We start from the raw sequence: 18369 nt of genomic DNA, 5'->3' as shown, positions 1-18369 counted from the left end.
TTTGGCCAGACCGCTGCCCACCTCTGTGCTGTTCTGCTGCGACCACAATGCCGTGCGCTCGCCGATGGCCGAAGGGCTGATGAAGAAGCTGTTCGGCGACAAGGTCTATGTGCAGTCGGTTGGCGTCAAAAGCGATCTGGAGGTGGATGGCTTCGCCGTCGCCGTCTGCCACGAGATCGGGGTAGAGCTGGAACGCCACCGCACCCGCAGCTTCGACCAGATGCAGGACTGGGGCGATGACCTGTCGGGCTTCGATCTGGTGGTGGCCCTTTCCCCGGCCAGCCAGCGCCGGGCGCTGGACCTGACGCGCTTCTTCCACCTCGATGTCGAATACTGGCCGATCCTCGACCCGACCGGCCTTGCCGAGGGCCGCGAGGGCAAGCTGGCCGCCTATCGCCAGACCCGCGACCAGATCCACGAGCGCATTCTGGGCCGCTTCGGCCCCGCTGCCGAACAGCCGACCACAAGGGAGACAGGGACATGACCATCGATGCAGGCGCCGTGATCGCCGCCTATTACCGCGCCTTCAATGCCGGCGATGCGCAAGGGATGCTGGCGCTGCTGGCCGATGATGTGGAGCACCATGTCAACGAAGGCGGCATCCGCCGCGGCAAGGAGCTGTTTGCGGAGTTCTGCGGCCATATGGGCGTCAGCTACCGCGAGACGCTGACCGATATCGTGATTTTCTCTGGCCAGGACGGCACCCGCGCCGCCGCCGAGTTCACCGTGAACGGCGAATATCTGCAGACCGACCCGGGCCTGCCAGAGGCCAAGGGCCAGCGCTACATCCTGCCCGCCGGCACCTTCTTTGCGTTGCGGGGTGGGCTCATCACCCGCGTGACCACCTATTACAACCTGTCGGACTGGGTGAAGCAGGTCTCGGCGGGATGAGCGGGGATGTGCAAACCAGCGACGTGCAAGTCAGAGTGCTGACGGGCGCGGCGCTGGATGCCGCGCTGGACGATGTCGCCGGGCTGCGCATGGCGGTGTTCCGCGACTGGCCCTATCTCTATGAAGGCACGCTGGAATACGAACGGCGCTACCTGCGGAATTACCAGACCTCGGCCAATTCCGTTCTGGTGGGCGCGTTCGATGGCAATGCCCTGATCGGCGCTTCTACCGGCGCTCCGATGGAGGATCACGCGGGCGAGTTCTCCGCCGCCTTCTCGGGCACCGGGCTGGCGCTGGAGGACATCTTCTACTGCGCGGAATCGGTGCTGCTGCCGGCCTATCGTGGCCGCGGCCTCGGTCATGCCTTCTTCGACGCGCGCGAGACCCATGCCCGCGCCCTCGGCCGCGCCAAATCCGCCTTCTGCTCGGTGCTGCGGCCCGAAGATCATCCGGCCCGCCCAGCAGACTATCGCACCCTCGACAGCTTCTGGCGCGGCCGTGGTTATGCCCCGCTGTCCGGCGTCGTCGCGCAGTTCGACTGGACGGATGTCGGCGACACCTATGACAGCCGCAAGCCCCTGCAATTCTGGATCCGGGATCTCTGACTCCCCTGCCCTTCCGCAAAGGACACCGCCATGAAGATCGCCGCCGCCGCCTACCCGCTGGACTGGTTCGACACCTGGCAGGGCTATGAGGACAAGCTGACCCGTTGGGTGGCCGAGGCTGCAGGGCAAGGCGCCGAGCTTCTGGTCTTCCCCGAATACGGCGCGATGGAGCTGGCGAGCCTTGGCGGGGCCGAGGTCGCGGCGGATCTGGAGGCCGCCATCCGTATGGTCGCGCAGCACGGGCCGGCGGCGGATGCGCTGCATGACCGGCTCGCGCGTATGTATGACATACATATACTTTCTGCATCGAAACCATATTACCCAAGTGCTGCCTCGCGCCCCGTCAACCGCGCCAGCCTCTTCGGCCCGGATGGCCTGATCGGCCATCAGGACAAGGTGATGATGACCCGCTTCGAGCGTGAGGATTGGGATGTGGTGGCCGGGGCCAGCCTCACGGTTTTTGACACGGCGCTTGGCCGCATCGGCGTAACCATCTGCTACGACAGCGAATTTCCTCTGCTGGCGCGCGCCCTTGCCGAAGCGGGCGTGGAAATCCTCCTCTCCCCCTCCTGCACCGACACCCTCGCCGGCTTCACCCGCGTCCGCGTGGGCTCCATGGCCCGGGCGCTGGAAAACCAATGCGTCGTCGTCCACGCCCCCACCGTCGGCCCTGCCGCATGGTGCCCCCCGGTCGATGAAAACATAGGCCGCGCAAGCATTTACGGCCCGCCCGACAGGGGCTGGCCCGAGACCGGCATCCTCGCCGAAGGCGCGCTGAACACCCCCGGCTGGGTCTATGCCGACATCTCGCTCGACCTCGTCCGCCGCAGCCGCGCCGATGGCGGCGTGATGCCCTTCGCCCATTGGCCGGAACAGGCCGCCGCCGCCGCCCATGTCACATTCGCGGGCCGGGAACCGCAATAAGCCTTGAATTGTTGCCCCGACAGGAGCATTTAAGCGGCGCCCGCCGAACAGGCGGGTGTTTCAAGACGGAGTGACCATGGCCAAGGAAGAACTGCTCGAATTCCCCGGCGTCGTGAAGGAACTCCTGCCGAACGCGACATTCAGGGTCGAGCTGGAAAACGGCCATGAGATCATCGCACATACGGCAGGCAAGATGCGCAAGAACCGCATCCGCGTTCTCGCAGGCGACAAAGTACAGGTCGAGATGACCCCCTACGACCTGACCAAGGGGCGGATCAATTACCGCTTCAAGTAAGACCGGGCCGCTGCTGATCCTGGGATCGGCCAGCCCGCGCCGGAAGGAAATTCTGGCGCAACTTGGGCTTACGCCCGACGCGGTGCGAGCCCCTGACATCGACGAAGATCCGCGCCGGGGCGAGCTGCCCCGCCCCTATTGCGAGCGCATCGCCCGCGAGAAGGTGCTGGCCGTTCAGGCGGGCGCCGATGATATCGTGCTATGTGCCGACACGACCGTCGCGCTTGGCCGCCGCATCCTTGGCAAGCCACGCGACGCAGGCGAGGCGGCAGAGTTCCTGCTCGCCATGTCGGGCCGGCGCCACCGGGTGCTGACCGCGGTGGCGGTGCGGCGCGGCGCGCAGGTTTGGGAGCGACTGGTAGAGACTGTGGTGAAGATGAAACCGATATCCGATACCGAACTGAACGGCTATCTCGCCACCGGCGACTGGCAGGGCAAGGCCGGTGCTTATGGCATTCAAGGGCCCGCCGGCGCGTTCTTCCCATGGATCCAGGGCAGCTATTCGGCGGTGATGGGCCTGCCCGTCACCGAAACCGCGCATCTGCTGGCCGCCGCCGGCTATCCGGTCTGGGGGCGCGCATGAAGGGCCGGGTTGTCGTTCTGGGCAGCCTCCGCGGCCGCGAGGCCGCGGCGCTGTTGGTCGATGGCCGGCTGGAAGACCTGCTGATCGAGCCGGGCGAGGCCGCGCCCCCGGGCGTCGGCGCGATCTTCCGGGCCGTGGTGGACCGGCAGATGAAGGGTCAGGGCGGGGTTTTCGTGAAGCTCCCCAATGGCTTGAAGGGCTTTCTTCGCGAAACCGGTGGCCTCGCCCCCGGCCAGACCCTGCTGGTGCAGGTCTCGAGCCATGCCGAGCCCGGCAAGGCGCTGCCGGTCAGCCTGCGGCTGCTGTTCAAGTCGCGCCTTGCCATCGTCACCCCCGGTGTACCCGGCCTCAACCTCTCGCGCCGGGTGCGCGATGAGGAGGAGCGGACGCGGCTGGAGGCGGTTGCCGCCGCCGCGATGGCGGGCTGCGAGTTCGGGCTGATCGTCCGCTCTGCCGCGGAAGGCATGGAAGAGGCCGAACTGGCCGAAGACATCGCCGCCACCCGCGCTCTGGCCGAGGCGGTCAGCGAGGATCTGACGGGCGGCCCCGAGCTGCTGGTCGATGCCGCGGGCCCCCATGAAACCGCCTGGCGCGATTGGGCCGACCCCGCGCCGGATGAGGTGGCCGAGGGCGAGCGCGCCTTTGCCGATCACGGCGTCGAAGACATGGCGCTTGAGCTGCTGGACCCGGTGGTGCCGCTGCCCGGCGGCGGGTCGATGGCGGTGGAACCCACCCGTGCGCTGGTGGCAGTGGACGTCAACACCGGCACCGACACCTCTCCCGCTGCCGGCCTCAAGGCCAATATCGCCGCCGCCCGCGACCTGCCCCGCCAGCTGCGCCTGCGCGGGTTTGGCGGCCAGATCGCTGTGGATTTCGCGCCGATGCCGAAGAAGGACCGCGCCACGCTGGAACAGCAACTGCGTGCCGCCTTCCGCGCCGAGGGGGCCGAAACCAGCCTCGCCGGCTGGACCCCGCTTGGCCTCTACGAGCTGCAGCGCAAGCGCGCGCGCCAGCCGCTGACCGAGGTGCTGGCCGAGGTGATGAAGGAGACCCGCGCATGAGCTGCCCGATCTGCGGCAAGACCACCGATGCCGGCTACCGCCCCTTCTGCTCGCGCCGCTGCGCCGATATCGACCTCGGCCGCTGGCTGACCGGCAGCTACGTCATCCCCGGCGAGGCGCTGGAGGAGGACGAGGCGGCGCTGAAACTGCCGGAAGACGATGCGGACGAGCCGCCCCGGCGCAAGCCCCACTGAGCGCGCCCGGGGTCGCGGAGGGAAACCTCAGTGGGTCCGGTTAAAGCCTCCTTGGGGCCGCAGGCCAAAACCGCACCAAGCCCCCGAATTTTGCGCAGAACCCACTGGACAGCCCCCGCCCCTTCCCCTAATACCGCGCCACCAAGGCGGTAACGCCCCGGCCGATCCGCAAGGATCGCCCCGGGATATACCAGCGCCCGGATAGCTCAGTTGGTAGAGCAGCGGATTGAAAATCCGCGTGTCGGCGGTTCGAATCCGTCTCCGGGCACCACTTAAGCTCCTGAATTCATTCATTTCTGCACTGCCTCCGTCGCCTGTTTCGGCTTGGGTTTGCCGCTTTTCGCGGAAGGTTTGACAATCTGCGCCCGCCGCGCATTCTCGGTTTCGAGCGTCGCCATCGTCTCGCGGTTCTTCGCAGCGAGGTTTGCAGAGCGGGAATAATGCCGCGCCATCGACAGGGTTTTCTGCCCCAGCAGGTCGGCGATGCGCCGTTCATCAAGGCCCGCTTCCCGCAAGGTGGTCGCAACCGTGTGGCGCAGCCCCTTGAGGGTCAGGCCGGGTTCGATCAGCCCCTCCTCCTCCAGATCCACCTTGAAGCGGTGCCAGACGGTCGAGAACCCGTTATAGGTCCAGGGCTCGCCGCGGGAGTTGCACAGCATGGTCTCGGCCTCATGCTCCGGGATGCTGTCGAGCGCACTCTGCAAGGCCCGGCTGACCGGAATCGCCACCTCCTCCCCTGTCTTGCCGCGCACGCCCCAGATGGTGTCGCCGTCGATCTGATCCTTGCGCAGCTTCAACGCGTCGGAGGGATCGAGCCCGGTGTTCATCATCAAGGCCAGCGCGACGCGCACATGCGGCTTAGCCCGGGGCAGAACCATGTCGCGCTCCTCGATGCTCCAGGGCCGGTTGGCATAGGCACGGTCGCGCGGGCGGCGCTTGGGGATCACATCCTTGGCGTAGTTCGCGGTGATCAGGCCCTTGGGGATGTTGTAGCGGAACACCTCGCTGAGTAGCGTGCGCACCATGTTGGCCCGCCGCCAGCCGATCTTCGCGGCGGCCTTGTCATGGATGCCCGATACCAGCGGCGTGTCGAGCACATGGACCGGAGTGTGCCGGATCGGCTCCAGAAAATCTGCGCATTTGCGGTAGTCGCGGCGAGTCGCCTCGGCGAGGTTCTGGAAGTGCTCGGTCTGGAAGTAGGACAGGATCAGCCCGCCGAGCGTGCCGGCCTTCGGGGCCTTGGCCTTCTGCGCTTCGGCAATGGTGCGGATGGTTTCGCACTCAGCGAAGAATTCGGCCGACCCCAGCGGTGCCTTCTGCAGATCGACCTTGTGGCCGGTGATGCGGTGGTAGCAGCGCATCCGCCCGTGACGGTCCTTGAAGACCTTGAACCCTTTGACGCGCACCTGGGTCATCACAGCCGGCCCAGGATGTCGTCCCGCGTCTCCATCACCTCGCCGGACTTCACCGTGTCGATCCACTGATCGATATCGCGGCGGTCCCAGAGCAGCGAGCCCTGCGCCAGTTGCACGGGCCGCACCGGACAGGCCGCCTTGAAGTGCTTTACCGGAAGGCCGGTATAGCTGGCCGCCTCGGCCTGCTTCAGCATGCGCTTGTCGATCACACTGATGTTGAGATTGGTCGTGGCCATCGGATCTCTCCCCTTCGTCAGTTGGCACCCGAAGCCACACCCGACCTCTCACTCTCCCGAGCCCTGACCCGCGTCGCGCGGCGTTGGAACCGGTCCCAGCCGCTCATGGTCAGCATCTTCGTCTTCGATGAAATCTCGACGAATTCGAGCCGCCCGTCGTTCATCAACGCGCGAACCTGCGCCGTGCTGAGCCCGACGATGTCGCCGAGTTCCTTGGGCGACAGTAGCTTTTCCTGTGCCAAAGCCTGATCCTTCCCTGACGGTCCATGAATCCTGTTGAAAGCCCCGCGCCGCCATGGTCCGATAGTGAACTGGCACGAATAACGCTCAAACGTGCGCTTATCATCTTTACGTGCGCAATGACAAGTGACTCGATGGCAAGAATAGTGTCTCGACCCTACGACTACCTGAGCGCCCTCGGCGCGCGCATCGCCATTGCGCGCAACGAACTGGGGCTGTCGCAGGCCAAAATGTCCGAGGCGCTTGGCATGTCGCTGCGCGCCTACCAGAGCTATGAGCTCGGCAAGCGGTCGATCCCGGTCGAGGCGCTGGTGGAGCTACACCGCAAGTACGACGTGGACCTGAACTGGATCCTGCTCGGCGTCGAGGCGGTTCGGATGAAACACGACCTGGCCGCGCTGGAGGCCTTCGAGATCGCGCTGGACAAGCACCTGTCGGAGAGCGGCACGAAGCTGCGGAGCGAGAAGCGCGGGGCGATCGCGGCCCGCTGGTACCGGTCCTTCCTAGAAGGGAAGGAAATCGCGATGGACGATGTCCACACCTGGATCGAACTTTTGAGGGAATGACGATGGAGCTGAAGCAAACCGAGGCGTGGCAGCGCCATCAGATGGCGACGACGGAACGGATGCAGGCGGAGGTGGGGCGGTATACGCAACCGGTGATGCGGGCGATGGGGGTCTGCTCGCTGGCCTATTTGGCGAGCTGGGGGCTGATGTGGGTGTTTGGAGCGGAGGGGCGCGCGCCGGTGGTTGCCGTGGCTGGGCTGTCGGGGGTGGTAGTGGTTCTGGGTGCGCCGGCGTTTGCGCTGGCGGTGGGGGTGGAGGGGTATTTTCGGCGGCGGATGCGGGGAGTGCAGTGCGGGGGTAAGGAAACAACCAGACGAATGGCCACGCAGCACCCCGAACAAAAGAAAATCGGAAGAAGTCACTCATAGAGCGACCCGCATCGTGCCCCTGCCCCGCTCAAATCGGTTCCCGAGACTGACTGGCTTTTGGAAGTAAGCTGAATAGTTAGCGATGCGAGAAAGTCATCCTTGGCCTTAACAACTATAGCTCTTCAATAAGCCGCAGCCCATCATCGAAAGATTTGACCTCCCAGTCAGGAGCACCGGCATCCCGATACATCCTTTCGTATTCATCACCATCCCGAGTTCTGCCAACAGCTTTGAGGCAATGCGCCATGGTCGCAAGAATCCACTGACGGTCTGCACGCTCATCGAAATCGGGCTCCTTCATTAGTTCTTCAATAATTTGGATAACGGCACTCCAAACTTTGGTCGCGCTCATTGAGTCGTACTGCACTTCCGCAACGTCAGACTGAAGCGAACTACGAGAAATATAGCAATCCGCCAAGTTTTGACCGTTGTAGTAGTCGCGCCGTACGTCGAAGCCTCGGCCATAGTACTTAATGGCATAGTTCAACTGGACCAAATCACCTGTCTCTATCCAGAGGCGTTTTCGAATAGCTCCAGCCAAACCTAAGGTCTCTGGGTCATTCGAGTTGTCTGGATCGAGCTCAGAAATGAGTTCCCGAGCCTTCATCAAAGCCTCGAGTTTTGATGGGATCTCGCATTTGTAAGTGGCCAACGCCAATCGCTGAACTATGTAGGGCTCACCCGGCTTCAATTTGTTGGCGCCAGAATAGGCCGCGACTGCCACGTCCATCTCGCTGGACTCGAACGCACTTTCCCCTCTTTCGAGATAGTCGCTCATTCTCTCCTGCGCCTCCTCGGCCTGCTCGATTATTTCCTGGTATTCTTCCTCACTTAAGCGTGGGCGTTGCAAGCGTGGCAGAAAGGTATAGACGGGACTATCAGGTTCCTGAGATTCTCTGGCAGCAACTAAGAGCGCCGACAAGGCTTCCCGGGCGCGATTTGCCTCGGTGAAACCAATGTCCTCACCCAAGTGGCGATAATGAAAAGTATTTATGTGATTAAGGTCGAAGTGAAGCCTGCCACGATCCTCCTTCATTACGACCGTGGTGTTTGGACGCAATGCGTGACGAACCCCGAGTTCGTAAAGCGCATTTGCGTTGCCTGTAGAAATGTCAGCCACTACCACATCGGCGCGTAGCAGCATATCATACATCTTAAAATCAATAACCGCCGAGTGAAGAATCTCATCTGCTCTAATCGGCCTCAGGCCGGCCGACTTTACCGCAGGTTCAATTATCGCTCTATAAGTTGCATCCAAGTCAAAGGTCATGCCGAGCTCATAGTCGGTCTTTTTCCCGAACCCCATCACAATAAAGCAGATCGGCCGCTCATCTACAGTCATCTGAACATAATCCCGTTAGAGTCAGAACAGAATCGGGGGGAATGGGTGAACTGTCAAGTATGCTATTCGCCGCACCGGGGAGCCCCTTCGCCCCGCCGCACTTAATGCAGGCCCCGCTCCAGAACGTCACCACGCTCGGCCATCGGCACCGTGGCGGACCCTGAGCGAGGGGGCCGTCGATCGGAACACAATTCAGAGCAAAATGCTCAAATCTCCAACCAAGATCCCTTTCCGAGCTGGGATCAACGTGCAGTGCCAGCACGACTGGCAGAACGATCTGTCATATCGAGAAGTGGAAACAACCAGAACATTAGAATCGGCCTGGCACCTCAGGAAACTTGCCAAATTCCTCAGTACGAAGATGGCTAAGTTTCTTGATTGGCTCACGTAGCTGATCAGCTTCGCTAGCCCCTAGGCCAAGACCTGCCCCAAGTTGAATCGGGTTGTCCTTCATCGGCGGTCATCCCGCCCGAGGGACGGATCCTCGCACCTGCCCAAACCTTGCGCTCTGCAAGAAGATTTGCTCGGGCGGCGCCGCGACCAAGACGTTGAGAGAAGACTTGCACCGCAAGCCATTTGACGGATAAGAGTTACATGACTACGTTGCAAGTATCTCCACGGAGGGGCCGGGCATGCACGTTGCCGGCGGCATATATCTGGAAACTTGCGAAACTCCAAGCTGGAGCGGACTCTGGGGATCCGGGCTCCGCGCCGCAATTGCAATCAGCGAAATGTCAGAAAAAGTCACTTTGCATGGGTATCTAAAAAACAACGGCGAAAATCTAACGTCTCGCCTCGCTTCCTATAGAGTTTCGACAGAAATTCTTCCGCGCCATCATGATGTAGTGTTTTCATACTTTCACCCGCTATCAGACCCCCTTGTCGAGCCTGCCCACCAGAGAATAAGAAAACAACGCGCACTGCTCCTATCGGCGGATAATATACTCAGATTTAGCTATCTTGAGGGATCTGCGTGCGTTCATGGTTCACATGTCGTCTACGATCCACAGTCGCCCCGCGGGCCCGAAAAATTTCATGAGAATGGTTCGACCGCTGAGAATCTGGCACTCGTAATGAACGAAAATGAGTTTAAGGCCTACTCTGCCTCAGATGATCTAGACGAGGGAGCAAGCCGGCTTTTGAAGGCAAATGAAGCACAAGTAATCGTTGTCAAGCGGGGCATATTTGGCGCCAACGTTTATCAGACTTCAGAAACTCCATTTTATGTGCCAGCTTATCAATCCGAACGGATTTTTAAAATTGGGACCGGGGACGTCTTCTCGGCCGCGTTTTCTTACTTCTGGGCCGAAAAGAGGCAGGATGCAAATCAAGCTGCGGACCTAGCGTCTCGCGCAGTGGCCAGCTACTGTGAGAATCCTACAGTCCCGATCAATTCGATGGGGCTACGAGATAGAAAGCCCATTCAAGAATGTAGGGCGTCGTTGATCGAGGTCTACGGTTCCGCCGACACCCTAGGTCGCCTATATACTCGGCAGGAGGCACTATACTGCATCAGAAGCCTCGGACTCGAGGCTTCTATAGGGAGCGGCACTTTGGCTGCGGCTGGGAAACGGGTGGGCACTGTTAGCCTTGTTATCGTAGATGGATTTCCGGACCAGTGTCTGACCGTGCTGGACACAACTTTACCAGGGATCATTTTCCTAGATGAAGAACATCGCTTGAAGCCGGCCTTTACCCACCATGAGCAAATAACTGACGATTTCACGTCTTCCATTTATAAAGCATGTATGCAAAGTCCCGTGTTGTGATACATGGAAGACGGGTGCTTGTAATCCATTGCCGAAGAGGATCTTGTAGTGCCTGGGGAAAAGACGCGTTCCATGTCTGACGTCTACGTTATCCACTCGAGCGAAGACGGCGAAGCTACGAGAATAATCGTTGAGTTTCTGTCAAGTCACTGGACTATCTGGTGGGACGACACGCTGGTCGGAGACTTCTCAACCGTAATTCAAGAGAAGATGTCCTGTACCAAGTTTGTTGTCGCGGTGCTATCAGCACACGCTATAAAGAAAGAAACAGTCATCGATGAGATGCGTTTAGCAAAGGAAGCCGGAGTTACCTTGCTCCCCGTGATGCTAGATGCCAGTAGTCCTCCTTATCCCTATGGCGGCCTGAGCCGCGTGAGCTTGGCTGAGTGGGACGAAACCGAGGCGCATGCAGACTTTCAGAAGATCATAAGAAAAATTAGCTCTGTCGTGCCTAGGCGCGTCCCCCCTTCACGCCCCATGGAGGTGTTGAGGACATCGCTTTCCTTACCTGCAGTTTTTCTATCGGTGTCTTCGCACGAAACCCAATTAGTGCCTCTGGAAGCAATCAAGGTATTGCGTGTATTCGGAGCTCCGGCTGTTTTAGTTTCAGCGTATGACCTTTGGGCGAAGAGGAGGCCCAAGGCGGCAGCATCCGAATTAAACGCAATCCGAGAGGCGGGTGGGGTCGTGATTGTCGATTCCGGGAACTATGAAGCGTCACGGCGGCGCAGCAGGAACTGGACACCTCAAAAATTTCACGAAGCACTACAAGGAATACCACACGATTGGGCATATTGTTTCGACGTCATGCGGCCATCGCAGAGTTTGAAAGATGCTGTGACCGAGGTCGTTGATGCGGTCAACCGCGACAGCAAGGCGACCGGTTCGATGGTGCTACCGATCGTGCACACCTTTAGGGAACCTGCCGGATACGACTCGCGGCAGTTACCGGAGGTGGTGAAGCTGGTGGCCAGCGAGTTGCAGCCACCGCTCATCGCTGTTGCAGAACGAGAATTGGGGCGCGGGCTGATTGAACGAGCCGATACAGTACGAAAGATTAGGCGATCTCTTGACAATCTGCCATTCTATCAACCCTTACATGTTCTTGGAACGGGAAACCCATGGAGCATCGCGCTCCTAGCCGCGGCTGGTGCCGATAGCTTTGACGGACTGGAGTGGTGTCGGATGGCGTTCGATCACCAGATGCATCGGCTTAATCACTACCAGCATTTTGACTTCTTTACATTCCAGACAGAGCTTTCGGAATCGGCCGTCGCCCTGAAGGCTCTTGAAAGTAAAGACATTGGGTACACCGGAAAAGTTGCGTTCCACAATCTCGAATACTACCGACGGTACGCTAAAGATTTACGCGACTACGCTCACACCAATCGCATGGAAGCGTTCATTATGAAAATAATGGGAGACGGTGCCACAAACCAGATTTCAGTTGCGCTGCCGGGGATATTCGTTCGATGATAAATGCGTCCCGCTTGGAACAAGCCGTGGTGTCGATCTATCCAGAAATTTTTCGCAGGGCTACTTCTTCTCTTGATTTTGCAGACGAAGAATCTCTCTGGAAAGAACTTTCCTGCTGCATACTAAGTAGTCAAGTACGGTATCCATTAGCCGTCGCTGCGGCAGAGGCATTAGAGCGCAACGCGGTCCTGCTTCAGAAGGGGGCTTCGGTGCACGCTCTGGAGACTATCCTTGGGTCACCCCTTCAAGTTGATCATCGAGTTCAGCGCTACCGATTTCCCAGATCGAAGTCGCAACAGTTGGCTTCGACCCACGCAGCCGTCCACTCATCCGCAGATAGTTTGACAGCTCTGCTCGACGGTTTCTCTTGTGCAGAAGATGCGCGCCGCTGGCTTGTCAGAAACGCGCCGGGAGTGGGGCCCAAACAGGCCAGCATGTTCCTTCGGAACACAGGTATGACTTACGACCTCGCGATTATCGATCGGCATGTAATAGATTACATGAATGAAATTGGCATCTCAGCCCCCCGTGGAGCGGGTGGGCTTTCAAACTTAGAAGGCTACTCCGCTCGAGAAATAGCCTTGAAGTTGTATTCACGCGACTTGGGCATGGCCGTAGGCCTTATGGATTGGGCGATCTGGATCGTGATGAGAATGTATAAATCCGAAAGCAGCGAGGTGGCGCAAAAATGAGTGTTGTAACTCTCGTATCCGGCGGCCTTGATTCGACCTTGATCGCTCATCTTGCAAGAGAGGAGGGATTGCATATCTATCCTCTTTTTGTCAACTATGGACAGAGAGCACTTGAGGCGGAACTTGCCGCTTGCAGGCGATCGATGGCCAAGCTTGGCCTTAATAATTTGCAGATCGCAGATCTTCCCGGATTTGGCGCACTAATACGCTCAGGTTTGACCGACCCAAATCAGAGAGTTATTGAGGACGCGTTTACGCCGGGTAGAAACATGTTGTTCTTGCTCGTTGCAGCCGCGTACGCCTACAAGGTTGGAGCAGACGCTGTCTCCATTGGCCTTCTCCACGAAGAAACAGCGTTGTTTCCTGACCAAACTTCAGGCTTCCTGTCAGAGGCTGAGAACATAATTTCGCGGATCATGGGACGAAGGATCCGCGTTCTTGCACCGCTGGCTTCGTTCCACAAAGATGAAGTCGTTGCGCTCGCGGAGATCAAGGGGGTGGAGGGGACGTATTCTTGCCATGTCGGGGGAGAAGCACCCTGCGGGAACTGCATATCCTGTAACGAGTTCAGTTTGAGGAGAATATAGAATGGGCGGCGGGAATAGTGGTCGCTGGAGCCGTCTCGGCGATATACGTGGTCTCGAAGAAAGGGCAAAAGAGGCACTGAAGGGTGGCAAGCGAAACGTCTTCATAAGCTTTGCGACCGAAGATATGACTGAGGTGAATCTTCTACGTGCCCATGCTAAGAATGAGAATAGTGACATTGAATTTAATGACCACTCAGTTCGAGACCCCTACAATAGCGACCGGGCGGCGTACATTAAGGAGAAGATCAGCGAACGCATCGCTCGATCTTCCGTTTGCGTGGTTTACGTCTCCGATAGCACGCGGCAAAGTAAATGGGTGAAATGGGAGGTCGAAGAAAGTCTGCGTCAGGGGAAGAAAGTGGTGGGCGTGCACCCTCGCGGAAAGGCGCCGATGTCAGCTCCTGATTGGGTAAAAAAGCACGGGATCAAGTTGGTCAATTGGTCGGATCTCTCGAGAGAACTAAGATAGCCGATTTTCGCTCCGCGCGTAAGCGCCTGGTTCCGAAGTCAGCTGCTTCGCTTCGGCCTACCGGCAATCTTGAGGCGGTCTAGACGCCCCAGATCATTCCTCGAAGCCACCAATCGGGACACAGCGACGCAACAGGCCGACTCGCTTCAATGGTTGGCGCCCGAAGAGCACCGGCCCTGTCCGGCGGGGAAACAAGACAGATGATGCTGCGGAGTGGCTATCGTAGCAACCTAGGATAATGGCCATTCGTCCGTGTTTAACGTATCCCCAGGCCAGCGTCCGGTAACTGGGTGATTTGGCCACCTTAAGAAGTGCGCATGTTGAACGCCTCCCCTGCTCGAAGCGAATGAATCATGTGGCTAGCCCACAAGCTAGAGGTTCTTGGAATCCTGCAGCTGTTCACCGTTCCCCTTTATGTTGTCACGTGCTATGTGCTAGCTTTGACACCTCAATCAGGTCGACAACAAATGCCGAAGCGCCTTTTTATTAGCCATTCTTGGTCTTACGGTGAACGCTATAATTCGATGACCAGTCTGCTGAACAATCGCCCCTACTTCGAGTGGACGAACTACTCCGTTCCGGAGAGTAAGGCATTTTCCGGACTCAGTTCTGCTGGGCTGGCCGAGCAACTTCGAAACCAGATTCGTCCGGTTCAGTGCGTGATCATAATTGGCGGCATGTGGACCAACTATAGCGATTGGATTCAGTTCGAGATGGAATTCGCTAAGAACGTTGGTAAGCCGATTCTTGGCGTCCGCCCACGTTCCGCGAAAGTCATGCCGCAAGCTGTGGTCAATGCTGCGGACCTCGTCGTCAACTGGAACACCGAGTCAATTGTTTCTGGCATTAGGCAAATATCATGAGCGGGTCGAAACTTGAATATCCGGCGCTCTACACCAGTGCGGATTGCGCCTCGGCTAGAGCTCAGAGCGGTTTTCTCTGGACAATCCGGACCGAGTACTTCCTGCTGTTTTTGGTCAGCCTCTCGCTGGCCAACAAGGATGTGTTTAAGCATAGTAGGCTTGCAGTTACGCTGCTGCTAATGGTACTCGCTGGACTTTTTGTCTACAAGGTGGTGGTGAAACTCGATCAGGATTGGTATCGCTGCCGGGCACTGTCTGAGTCCGTTAAAACCTTGACTTGGCGATTTTGCATGAGGGCTCACCCGTTTGGCGACGCGGATTTAATCGCGGTGCCAAAAGCCGCTTTCCGAAACCAGCTCCGGGGTATTCTGCAGTCAAATCAGGCCATCGCCCGAGAGTTAATCACGCCCGAGTCGGAGCAGGTCTCGGCTTCGATGCTTAAAGTTCGCGCGTTCGGATTGACTGAGCGGATTGCATACTATGTTGAGCAACGTGTCGACGATCAGCGGCGCTGGTATACGAAGAAGTCCGCGTGGAATCGACGGGTGCTTCGCATTTGGGTCCTGATCACTATACTTATCTATATAGCCGCGGCGCTGTCACTGTATGCTGACGAGTTTGGTTATGGCTGGCTATCGCGGTTCTTTGATCCTTTGATCGTTTTGGTCACATCTGTGTTGGGGTGGATTCAGATGAAGCGCCACAGTGAATTGACTGCCAGCTACAATCTAGCTGCACACGAAATTGGCATCATCAAAGGCAACGCCGAGACCGTTATGACGGAAGCCGAGTTCTCGGACTTCGTAAACGAAGCTGAACTTGCCTTTTCCCGTGAGCACACCCAATGGGGCGCGCGTAAGGATGCAAACTAGTCTATGTTGCGGGCGCGAGTGGTTTCTAACTGACAATACGCAGCACCACAGTCAATACTTGCTTCGAAATACAGCAGTGTTGTACCTTATAGTGTCAAATTTCCAGAATGGGTCGAATTTCTCAATGCGACCCATTCGTAGCTATTTTAGAGGCGACTTGGCGGATATTTTTCTGCCGCTAGCCTAGGTCAGCGCATCAACTTGTTCCAGTCAACAGGATGGCCTGCTGCTTGAAGTTCGCGCCCCAGCTTCTGCCGCCAGCCACCAGCCACATCCATTTCCTCCCAGACAACACCCGCAAAGTCGCTCGGGATGGAGACTTCACCGCGGCGGAGGGCGCAGACCTTGTCCCTTCCTAGCTTCGCCATGAAGTATCCGAGCTCAAGCAGGACGTTCTGACGGGCTCTCGGCTCTAAATCATCAGCACTCTTGGCGCGCCCAAAGTCGTCAGGTGTTAGCAGGACCACTGCAAATCCAACATCGGCATTTGCCTCGACTTTCTCGATAATTGTTCGACCCTGGTTGGCTTGCTCGTTCAAGATTACTGGTTCAAATCCAAGATTGCTCAAGAATCTGGCCACAGCCTCGCGAGCTTCGCCATCATGCCCGTGAACAATAAAGACCTTATTTGACATTGGTAGAATCAGTGTGGGGTTTAGCCTTCCGTCGCCTTCAACATAGTCCTTGAAGTCGCGGAAGAACGGAATTATTATCTGGCTGATTACTGCGTGTACACCACTCATTATCTTTTTGCTGCCGGTCCAAAAGAACGTGTAGCCAAATTCCGCCATATACTCCGGATTCTCGCTGAACTTAACAATAAGCAGAAGCCTTAATCCAAGAATTTGTTTATCATCCTCAGGCCAGACAAGCTCGGCGCTACCAACCATTCCGCCTTGCGTGCGCTCGCTAGACGCAATGAATTCGTCAAGATTGACTTTTTCTGTCAAGGCTGAGTTAAATGGTTGAAGTTCCTCGTTCTGAAGGAGCCTGCCAAGTCTCTTGACTTGCGCGGGATACGACTGGAGGTCTGACTGCTGCAAGTCGAGCAACGTGTTGTTTATTTGCCTAAATAGGCCTTGGGAAGCAATCATTTATCGCCCTTAATTCTGAATTCGGCCGCTTTCTCTAGAATTATCCGCCGATATTCTTCTTTCATTTCCTCAACAAGAGATGCAACAAGGTCGTTATCCTCGAAACCGGCGACCTTTCTATCAATCAAATTTTCCATTGACGTTACTGCAAGATCAATGCTTGATGGATCGTCCGGATTGAAAGAAACAATCCCAAACTCGCCATCCAGCTCGCTCAGCGCGTCCTGTGCCCTTTGCAAGTCTAGTTGCAACTCATCTAGTCCTTCAATCTTAAACATCTATCCAACCCCGTCGCTTGTAGAATCGCATGAACTATGGGTGTAGAGGCATCACCACGCAAGATGGATGGTTAGTGTTGCGACACTGATCTCACCCCGACTGTTCCTCTAGTTTATGTTGAGTTATCGCCTGCGGCTTACAGCCCCTTTCGTGCAAGTTGTTCAACCTTCTAGTGCCGCCTTCACCGTTTCGCGCGCCGCCTGAAACGCTTCCGCCAAATCGCCATGCCCTTCCACCCCCTCCAAGCAGTAGCCATTCAGAAACTGCCGCCCTGGGCTGCTGCCGGTTCCGTGGACACGGGGTTAGGTTTGCATGGCGCGGTCCTCGAACGCCATGGGGCTAAGATAGCCCAGCTTCGAGTGGCGTCGCCGCGGATTGTAGAAGCGCTCGATGTAGTCGAACACGTCGGCACGGGCTGCATCGCGGGTGCGGTAGACCTTGCGGGCCGTTCGTTCGGTCTTCAGCGATGAGAAGAAGCTCTCCATCGCCGAGTTGTCCCAGACGTTGCCGGCCCGGCTCATGGAGCAGGTGATGCCGTTGTCGAGGAGCAGGCGCTGGAACTGCTCGCTGGTGTATTGCGATCCCTGGTCCGAATGGTGGAGCAGCGCATCCGCTTTTCCGCGCCGCCACACGGCCATCATCAGGGCATCCATGACCAGCGTGGCATCCCGGTCCGCCTTCATCGACCAGCCGACGACGCGCCTGGAGAACAGGTCCAGCACATTGCCAGCGTACTCGCCCGAGCCTCTCCCTTGATCAGCATGGCTTGCGACGCCTCGTTCCCGGTCCGCCCTTGCGGGCAGATATCGTAGGCAGGCGTCAGTGGTTGCTTTGCCGCGGATCATTGACCATCGCCGAGGCCCAAAAATCCAGCGCGCCGATCCGGTCAGAGCCCGACTTCAGCAGGAAGGTCAGCTCGCTGAGATCCGGCACGCCGGCTGCATCGGGTTTCCGGCCCGTCAGCCTGTTGATGATGACGCGCCGCCTCCAGGCATCGGGGGACCCGTCCCGGATGGAGCTCGTCATGGACAGCACGGCAATCGGTTCGATCACTCCCTTGCGCAGGGGGAGCTCCGGGTAGTAGATCGGGACAGCATCCCTGCGCCGCCGGTAGCTGGCACCATAGGTGAAATGCGGGCGGTCGCCCTGCTGCCACAACCGCCCAGCGACGAAGGGCTCGTTGCTCCTGGCAGCCAGATCCAGACATAGGCCTCCCGTGCGGCCCCCTCCCTAGAAGTCATCATCGACCTCGTTGCGGGCGGGGCGGACGCTTTGCGGCAGCAGCGTCAGCTTCTCATCGAGGTGCGCGCTGTGCAGGGCGAGCGTGCGCTCGTCGGGATCGAACAGCCGCACGCCGATGAGAGATGCCACCTCGAAGACAATGCCGATCTCGGCGCCGGGTGCCCCCTTCTCGATGTTGTGGAGCGTTGTGCGGCTGATGTCAGCACGGTCGGCCAAGTCCTGGGCCGTCAGGCGGCGCTCCGACCTGCCAATGCGGATCAGCTTGCCCAGCATGGCGAGAGCTCGGCGCGTTGTTTTGGAGTAGGT

General features: G+C 58.5%; 25 protein-coding genes, 1 tRNA gene and 1 pseudogene. 18 read left to right on the top strand and 9 right to left on the bottom strand.

Features of this window, described 5'->3' with window-relative positions; genetic code table 11:
• Position 1: 1 nt before the first annotated feature.
• The 9 genes from Q8S30_RS10745 to Q8S30_RS10705 all read left to right on the top strand — a co-directional run bounded on the left by Q8S30_RS10745 (position 2) and on the right by Q8S30_RS10705 (position 4824).
• Entirely contained in the window at positions 2 to 484 is a 483-nt protein-coding gene (locus Q8S30_RS10745; protein WP_305666012.1) for a low molecular weight phosphatase family protein, read from the top strand.
• A complete protein-coding gene (locus Q8S30_RS10740) occupies positions 481 to 891 on the top strand; it encodes a ketosteroid isomerase-related protein (protein ID WP_305666011.1) in 411 nt (136 codons plus the stop codon). The genes Q8S30_RS10745 and Q8S30_RS10740 overlap by 4 nt, the downstream gene beginning before the upstream one ends.
• 8 nt (positions 892 to 899) lie before the next feature.
• A complete protein-coding gene (locus Q8S30_RS10735) occupies positions 900 to 1496 on the top strand; it encodes a GNAT family N-acetyltransferase (RefSeq protein ID WP_305666010.1) in 597 nt (198 codons plus the stop codon).
• A 30-nt stretch (positions 1497 to 1526) separates the two neighbouring features.
• The gene (locus Q8S30_RS10730; RefSeq protein WP_305666009.1) at positions 1527 to 2420 is read left to right on the top strand and encodes a carbon-nitrogen hydrolase family protein; all 894 of its coding nucleotides are present in this window, start codon (positions 1527 to 1529) and stop codon (positions 2418 to 2420) included.
• 76 nt (positions 2421 to 2496) lie between these two features.
• Complete coding sequence (infA, locus tag Q8S30_RS10725; RefSeq protein ID WP_007205486.1) at positions 2497 to 2715, top strand: translation initiation factor IF-1; 219 nt, start codon at positions 2497 to 2499, stop codon at positions 2713 to 2715.
• Between the two features lie 10 nt (positions 2716 to 2725).
• On the top strand, positions 2726 to 3298 hold the full coding sequence (locus Q8S30_RS10720; RefSeq protein ID WP_305666063.1) for a nucleoside triphosphate pyrophosphatase: 573 nt from the start codon (positions 2726 to 2728) through the stop codon (positions 3296 to 3298).
• A complete protein-coding gene (locus tag Q8S30_RS10715; RefSeq protein ID WP_305666008.1) occupies positions 3295 to 4359 on the top strand; it encodes a ribonuclease E/G in 1065 nt (354 codons plus the stop codon). The genes Q8S30_RS10720 and Q8S30_RS10715 overlap by 4 nt, the downstream gene beginning before the upstream one ends.
• Positions 4356 to 4553 (top strand): DNA gyrase inhibitor YacG, encoded by a 198-nt coding sequence (locus Q8S30_RS10710; protein WP_305666007.1) that lies wholly within the window; start codon positions 4356 to 4358, stop codon positions 4551 to 4553. The genes Q8S30_RS10715 and Q8S30_RS10710 overlap by 4 nt, the downstream gene beginning before the upstream one ends.
• A gap of 195 nt (positions 4554 to 4748) precedes the next feature.
• A tRNA-Phe gene (locus tag Q8S30_RS10705) sits at positions 4749 to 4824 on the top strand.
• A gap of 19 nt (positions 4825 to 4843) precedes the next feature.
• On the opposite strand, the gene Q8S30_RS10700 is transcribed toward Q8S30_RS10705, so the two are convergent.
• The 3 genes from Q8S30_RS10700 to Q8S30_RS10690 are packed head-to-tail and all read right to left on the bottom strand — an operon-like array spanning position 4844 to position 6446.
• Entirely contained in the window at positions 4844 to 5968 is a 1125-nt protein-coding gene (locus Q8S30_RS10700) for a tyrosine-type recombinase/integrase (protein WP_305666006.1), read from the bottom strand.
• Positions 5968 to 6204: a hypothetical protein gene (locus Q8S30_RS10695; protein ID WP_305666005.1), complete on the bottom strand. Its 237-nt coding sequence runs from the start codon at positions 6202 to 6204 to the stop codon at positions 5968 to 5970. Before Q8S30_RS10695 ends, Q8S30_RS10700 begins: the two co-directional genes overlap by 1 nt.
• A 17-nt stretch (positions 6205 to 6221) precedes the next feature.
• The gene (locus Q8S30_RS10690) at positions 6222 to 6446 is read right to left on the bottom strand and encodes a hypothetical protein (protein ID WP_305666004.1); all 225 of its coding nucleotides are present in this window, start codon (positions 6444 to 6446) and stop codon (positions 6222 to 6224) included.
• Between the two features lie 144 nt (positions 6447 to 6590).
• On the opposite strand from Q8S30_RS10690, the gene Q8S30_RS10685 reads away from it, so the two are divergent.
• Positions 6591 to 7010: a helix-turn-helix domain-containing protein gene (locus Q8S30_RS10685; RefSeq protein WP_305666003.1), complete on the top strand. Its 420-nt coding sequence runs from the start codon at positions 6591 to 6593 to the stop codon at positions 7008 to 7010.
• Positions 7007 to 7378, top strand: coding sequence for a hypothetical protein (locus Q8S30_RS10680; protein ID WP_305666002.1), 372 nt, complete (start codon positions 7007 to 7009; stop codon positions 7376 to 7378). Before Q8S30_RS10685 ends, Q8S30_RS10680 begins: the two co-directional genes overlap by 4 nt.
• Positions 7379 to 7490: 112 nt before the next feature.
• On the opposite strand, the gene Q8S30_RS10675 is transcribed toward Q8S30_RS10680, so the two are convergent.
• Positions 7491 to 8720 (bottom strand): tetratricopeptide repeat-containing protein, encoded by a 1230-nt coding sequence (locus Q8S30_RS10675; protein WP_305666001.1) that lies wholly within the window; start codon positions 8718 to 8720, stop codon positions 7491 to 7493.
• Positions 8721 to 9352: 632 nt separating this feature from the next.
• Here Q8S30_RS10675 and Q8S30_RS10670 point away from each other — a divergent pair.
• From Q8S30_RS10670 to Q8S30_RS10640, 7 genes are all read left to right on the top strand, one after another.
• Positions 9353 to 10489, top strand: coding sequence for a carbohydrate kinase family protein (locus Q8S30_RS10670; protein WP_305666000.1), 1137 nt, complete (start codon positions 9353 to 9355; stop codon positions 10487 to 10489).
• A gap of 72 nt (positions 10490 to 10561) precedes the next feature.
• Positions 10562 to 11965 (top strand): toll/interleukin-1 receptor domain-containing protein, encoded by a 1404-nt coding sequence (locus tag Q8S30_RS10665; RefSeq protein ID WP_305665999.1) that lies wholly within the window; start codon positions 10562 to 10564, stop codon positions 11963 to 11965.
• 26 nt (positions 11966 to 11991) lie between these two features.
• Positions 11992 to 12657 (top strand): hypothetical protein, encoded by a 666-nt coding sequence (locus Q8S30_RS10660; protein WP_305665998.1) that lies wholly within the window; start codon positions 11992 to 11994, stop codon positions 12655 to 12657.
• Positions 12654 to 13244, top strand: coding sequence for a 7-cyano-7-deazaguanine synthase (locus tag Q8S30_RS10655; RefSeq protein ID WP_305665997.1), 591 nt, complete (start codon positions 12654 to 12656; stop codon positions 13242 to 13244). Before Q8S30_RS10660 ends, Q8S30_RS10655 begins: the two co-directional genes overlap by 4 nt.
• Position 13245: 1 nt before the next feature.
• Positions 13246 to 13713, top strand: coding sequence for a TIR domain-containing protein (locus tag Q8S30_RS10650; protein WP_305665996.1), 468 nt, complete (start codon positions 13246 to 13248; stop codon positions 13711 to 13713).
• Positions 13714 to 14066: 353 nt separating this feature from the next.
• Entirely contained in the window at positions 14067 to 14576 is a 510-nt protein-coding gene (locus Q8S30_RS10645) for a TIR domain-containing protein (protein WP_371135491.1), read from the top strand.
• Complete coding sequence (locus Q8S30_RS10640; protein WP_305665995.1) at positions 14573 to 15448, top strand: DUF4231 domain-containing protein; 876 nt, start codon at positions 14573 to 14575, stop codon at positions 15446 to 15448. The genes Q8S30_RS10645 and Q8S30_RS10640 overlap by 4 nt, the downstream gene beginning before the upstream one ends.
• A gap of 188 nt (positions 15449 to 15636) precedes the next feature.
• On the opposite strand, the gene Q8S30_RS10635 is transcribed toward Q8S30_RS10640, so the two are convergent.
• The 5 genes and pseudogenes from Q8S30_RS10635 to Q8S30_RS10615 all read right to left on the bottom strand — a co-directional run bounded on the left by Q8S30_RS10635 (position 15637) and on the right by Q8S30_RS10615 (position 18336).
• A complete protein-coding gene (locus Q8S30_RS10635; protein WP_305665994.1) occupies positions 15637 to 16542 on the bottom strand; it encodes a nucleotide-binding protein in 906 nt (301 codons plus the stop codon).
• Positions 16539 to 16820: a hypothetical protein gene (locus Q8S30_RS10630; protein ID WP_305665993.1), complete on the bottom strand. Its 282-nt coding sequence runs from the start codon at positions 16818 to 16820 to the stop codon at positions 16539 to 16541. The genes Q8S30_RS10635 and Q8S30_RS10630 overlap by 4 nt, the downstream gene beginning before the upstream one ends.
• A 303-nt stretch (positions 16821 to 17123) precedes the next feature.
• Positions 17124 to 17555, bottom strand: a pseudogene (locus Q8S30_RS10625) (IS3 family transposase); the annotation flags it as partial.
• Positions 17556 to 17640: 85 nt separating this feature from the next.
• Positions 17641 to 17979: a hypothetical protein gene (locus Q8S30_RS10620; RefSeq protein ID WP_305665992.1), complete on the bottom strand. Its 339-nt coding sequence runs from the start codon at positions 17977 to 17979 to the stop codon at positions 17641 to 17643.
• Positions 17980 to 18051: 72 nt separating this feature from the next.
• Positions 18052 to 18336 carry a helix-turn-helix transcriptional regulator gene (locus Q8S30_RS10615; protein WP_305665991.1) on the bottom strand — a complete coding sequence of 95 codons (285 nt, stop codon included), beginning with the start codon at positions 18334 to 18336 and terminating at the stop codon, positions 18052 to 18054.
• Positions 18337 to 18369: the final 33 nt, after the last annotated feature.

This window comes from Frigidibacter sp. (assembly GCF_030695035.1).
Classification (GTDB): Bacteria; Pseudomonadota; Alphaproteobacteria; order Rhodobacterales; family Rhodobacteraceae; genus Frigidibacter.
This window is presented reverse-complemented; position numbering and strand designations above follow the sequence as displayed.

Excerpts from the sequence above, each read along its gene's own strand:
- Q8S30_RS10695 (WP_305666005.1), bottom strand. The coding sequence starts at position 6,204 with ATGGCCACGACCAATCTCAACATCAGTGTGATCGACAAGCGCATGCTG.
- Q8S30_RS10740 (WP_305666011.1), top strand. The coding sequence starts at position 481 with ATGACCATCGATGCAGGCGCCGTGATCGCCGCCTATTACCGCGCCTTC.
- Q8S30_RS10675 (WP_305666001.1), bottom strand. The coding sequence starts at position 8,720 with ATGACTGTAGATGAGCGGCCGATCTGCTTTATTGTGATGGGGTTCGGG.
- Q8S30_RS10670 (WP_305666000.1), top strand. The coding sequence starts at position 9,353 with ATGCACGTTGCCGGCGGCATATATCTGGAAACTTGCGAAACTCCAAGC.
- Q8S30_RS10650 (WP_305665996.1), top strand. The coding sequence starts at position 13,246 with ATGGGCGGCGGGAATAGTGGTCGCTGGAGCCGTCTCGGCGATATACGT.
- Q8S30_RS10710 (WP_305666007.1), top strand. The coding sequence starts at position 4,356 with ATGAGCTGCCCGATCTGCGGCAAGACCACCGATGCCGGCTACCGCCCC.
- Q8S30_RS10665 (WP_305665999.1), top strand. The coding sequence starts at position 10,562 with ATGTCTGACGTCTACGTTATCCACTCGAGCGAAGACGGCGAAGCTACG.
- Q8S30_RS10730 (WP_305666009.1), top strand. The coding sequence starts at position 1,527 with ATGAAGATCGCCGCCGCCGCCTACCCGCTGGACTGGTTCGACACCTGG.
- Q8S30_RS10700 (WP_305666006.1), bottom strand. The coding sequence starts at position 5,968 with ATGACCCAGGTGCGCGTCAAAGGGTTCAAGGTCTTCAAGGACCGTCAC.
- Q8S30_RS10715 (WP_305666008.1), top strand. The coding sequence starts at position 3,295 with ATGAAGGGCCGGGTTGTCGTTCTGGGCAGCCTCCGCGGCCGCGAGGCC.
- Q8S30_RS10635 (WP_305665994.1), bottom strand. The coding sequence starts at position 16,542 with ATGATTGCTTCCCAAGGCCTATTTAGGCAAATAAACAACACGTTGCTC.
- Q8S30_RS10655 (WP_305665997.1), top strand. The coding sequence starts at position 12,654 with ATGAGTGTTGTAACTCTCGTATCCGGCGGCCTTGATTCGACCTTGATC.
- Q8S30_RS10630 (WP_305665993.1), bottom strand. The coding sequence starts at position 16,820 with ATGTTTAAGATTGAAGGACTAGATGAGTTGCAACTAGACTTGCAAAGG.
- infA (WP_007205486.1), top strand. The coding sequence starts at position 2,497 with ATGGCCAAGGAAGAACTGCTCGAATTCCCCGGCGTCGTGAAGGAACTC.
- Q8S30_RS10615 (WP_305665991.1), bottom strand. The coding sequence starts at position 18,336 with ATGCTGGGCAAGCTGATCCGCATTGGCAGGTCGGAGCGCCGCCTGACG.
- Q8S30_RS10640 (WP_305665995.1), top strand. The coding sequence starts at position 14,573 with ATGAGCGGGTCGAAACTTGAATATCCGGCGCTCTACACCAGTGCGGAT.
- Q8S30_RS10645 (WP_371135491.1), top strand. The coding sequence starts at position 14,067 with ATGTGGCTAGCCCACAAGCTAGAGGTTCTTGGAATCCTGCAGCTGTTC.
- Q8S30_RS10680 (WP_305666002.1), top strand. The coding sequence starts at position 7,007 with ATGACGATGGAGCTGAAGCAAACCGAGGCGTGGCAGCGCCATCAGATG.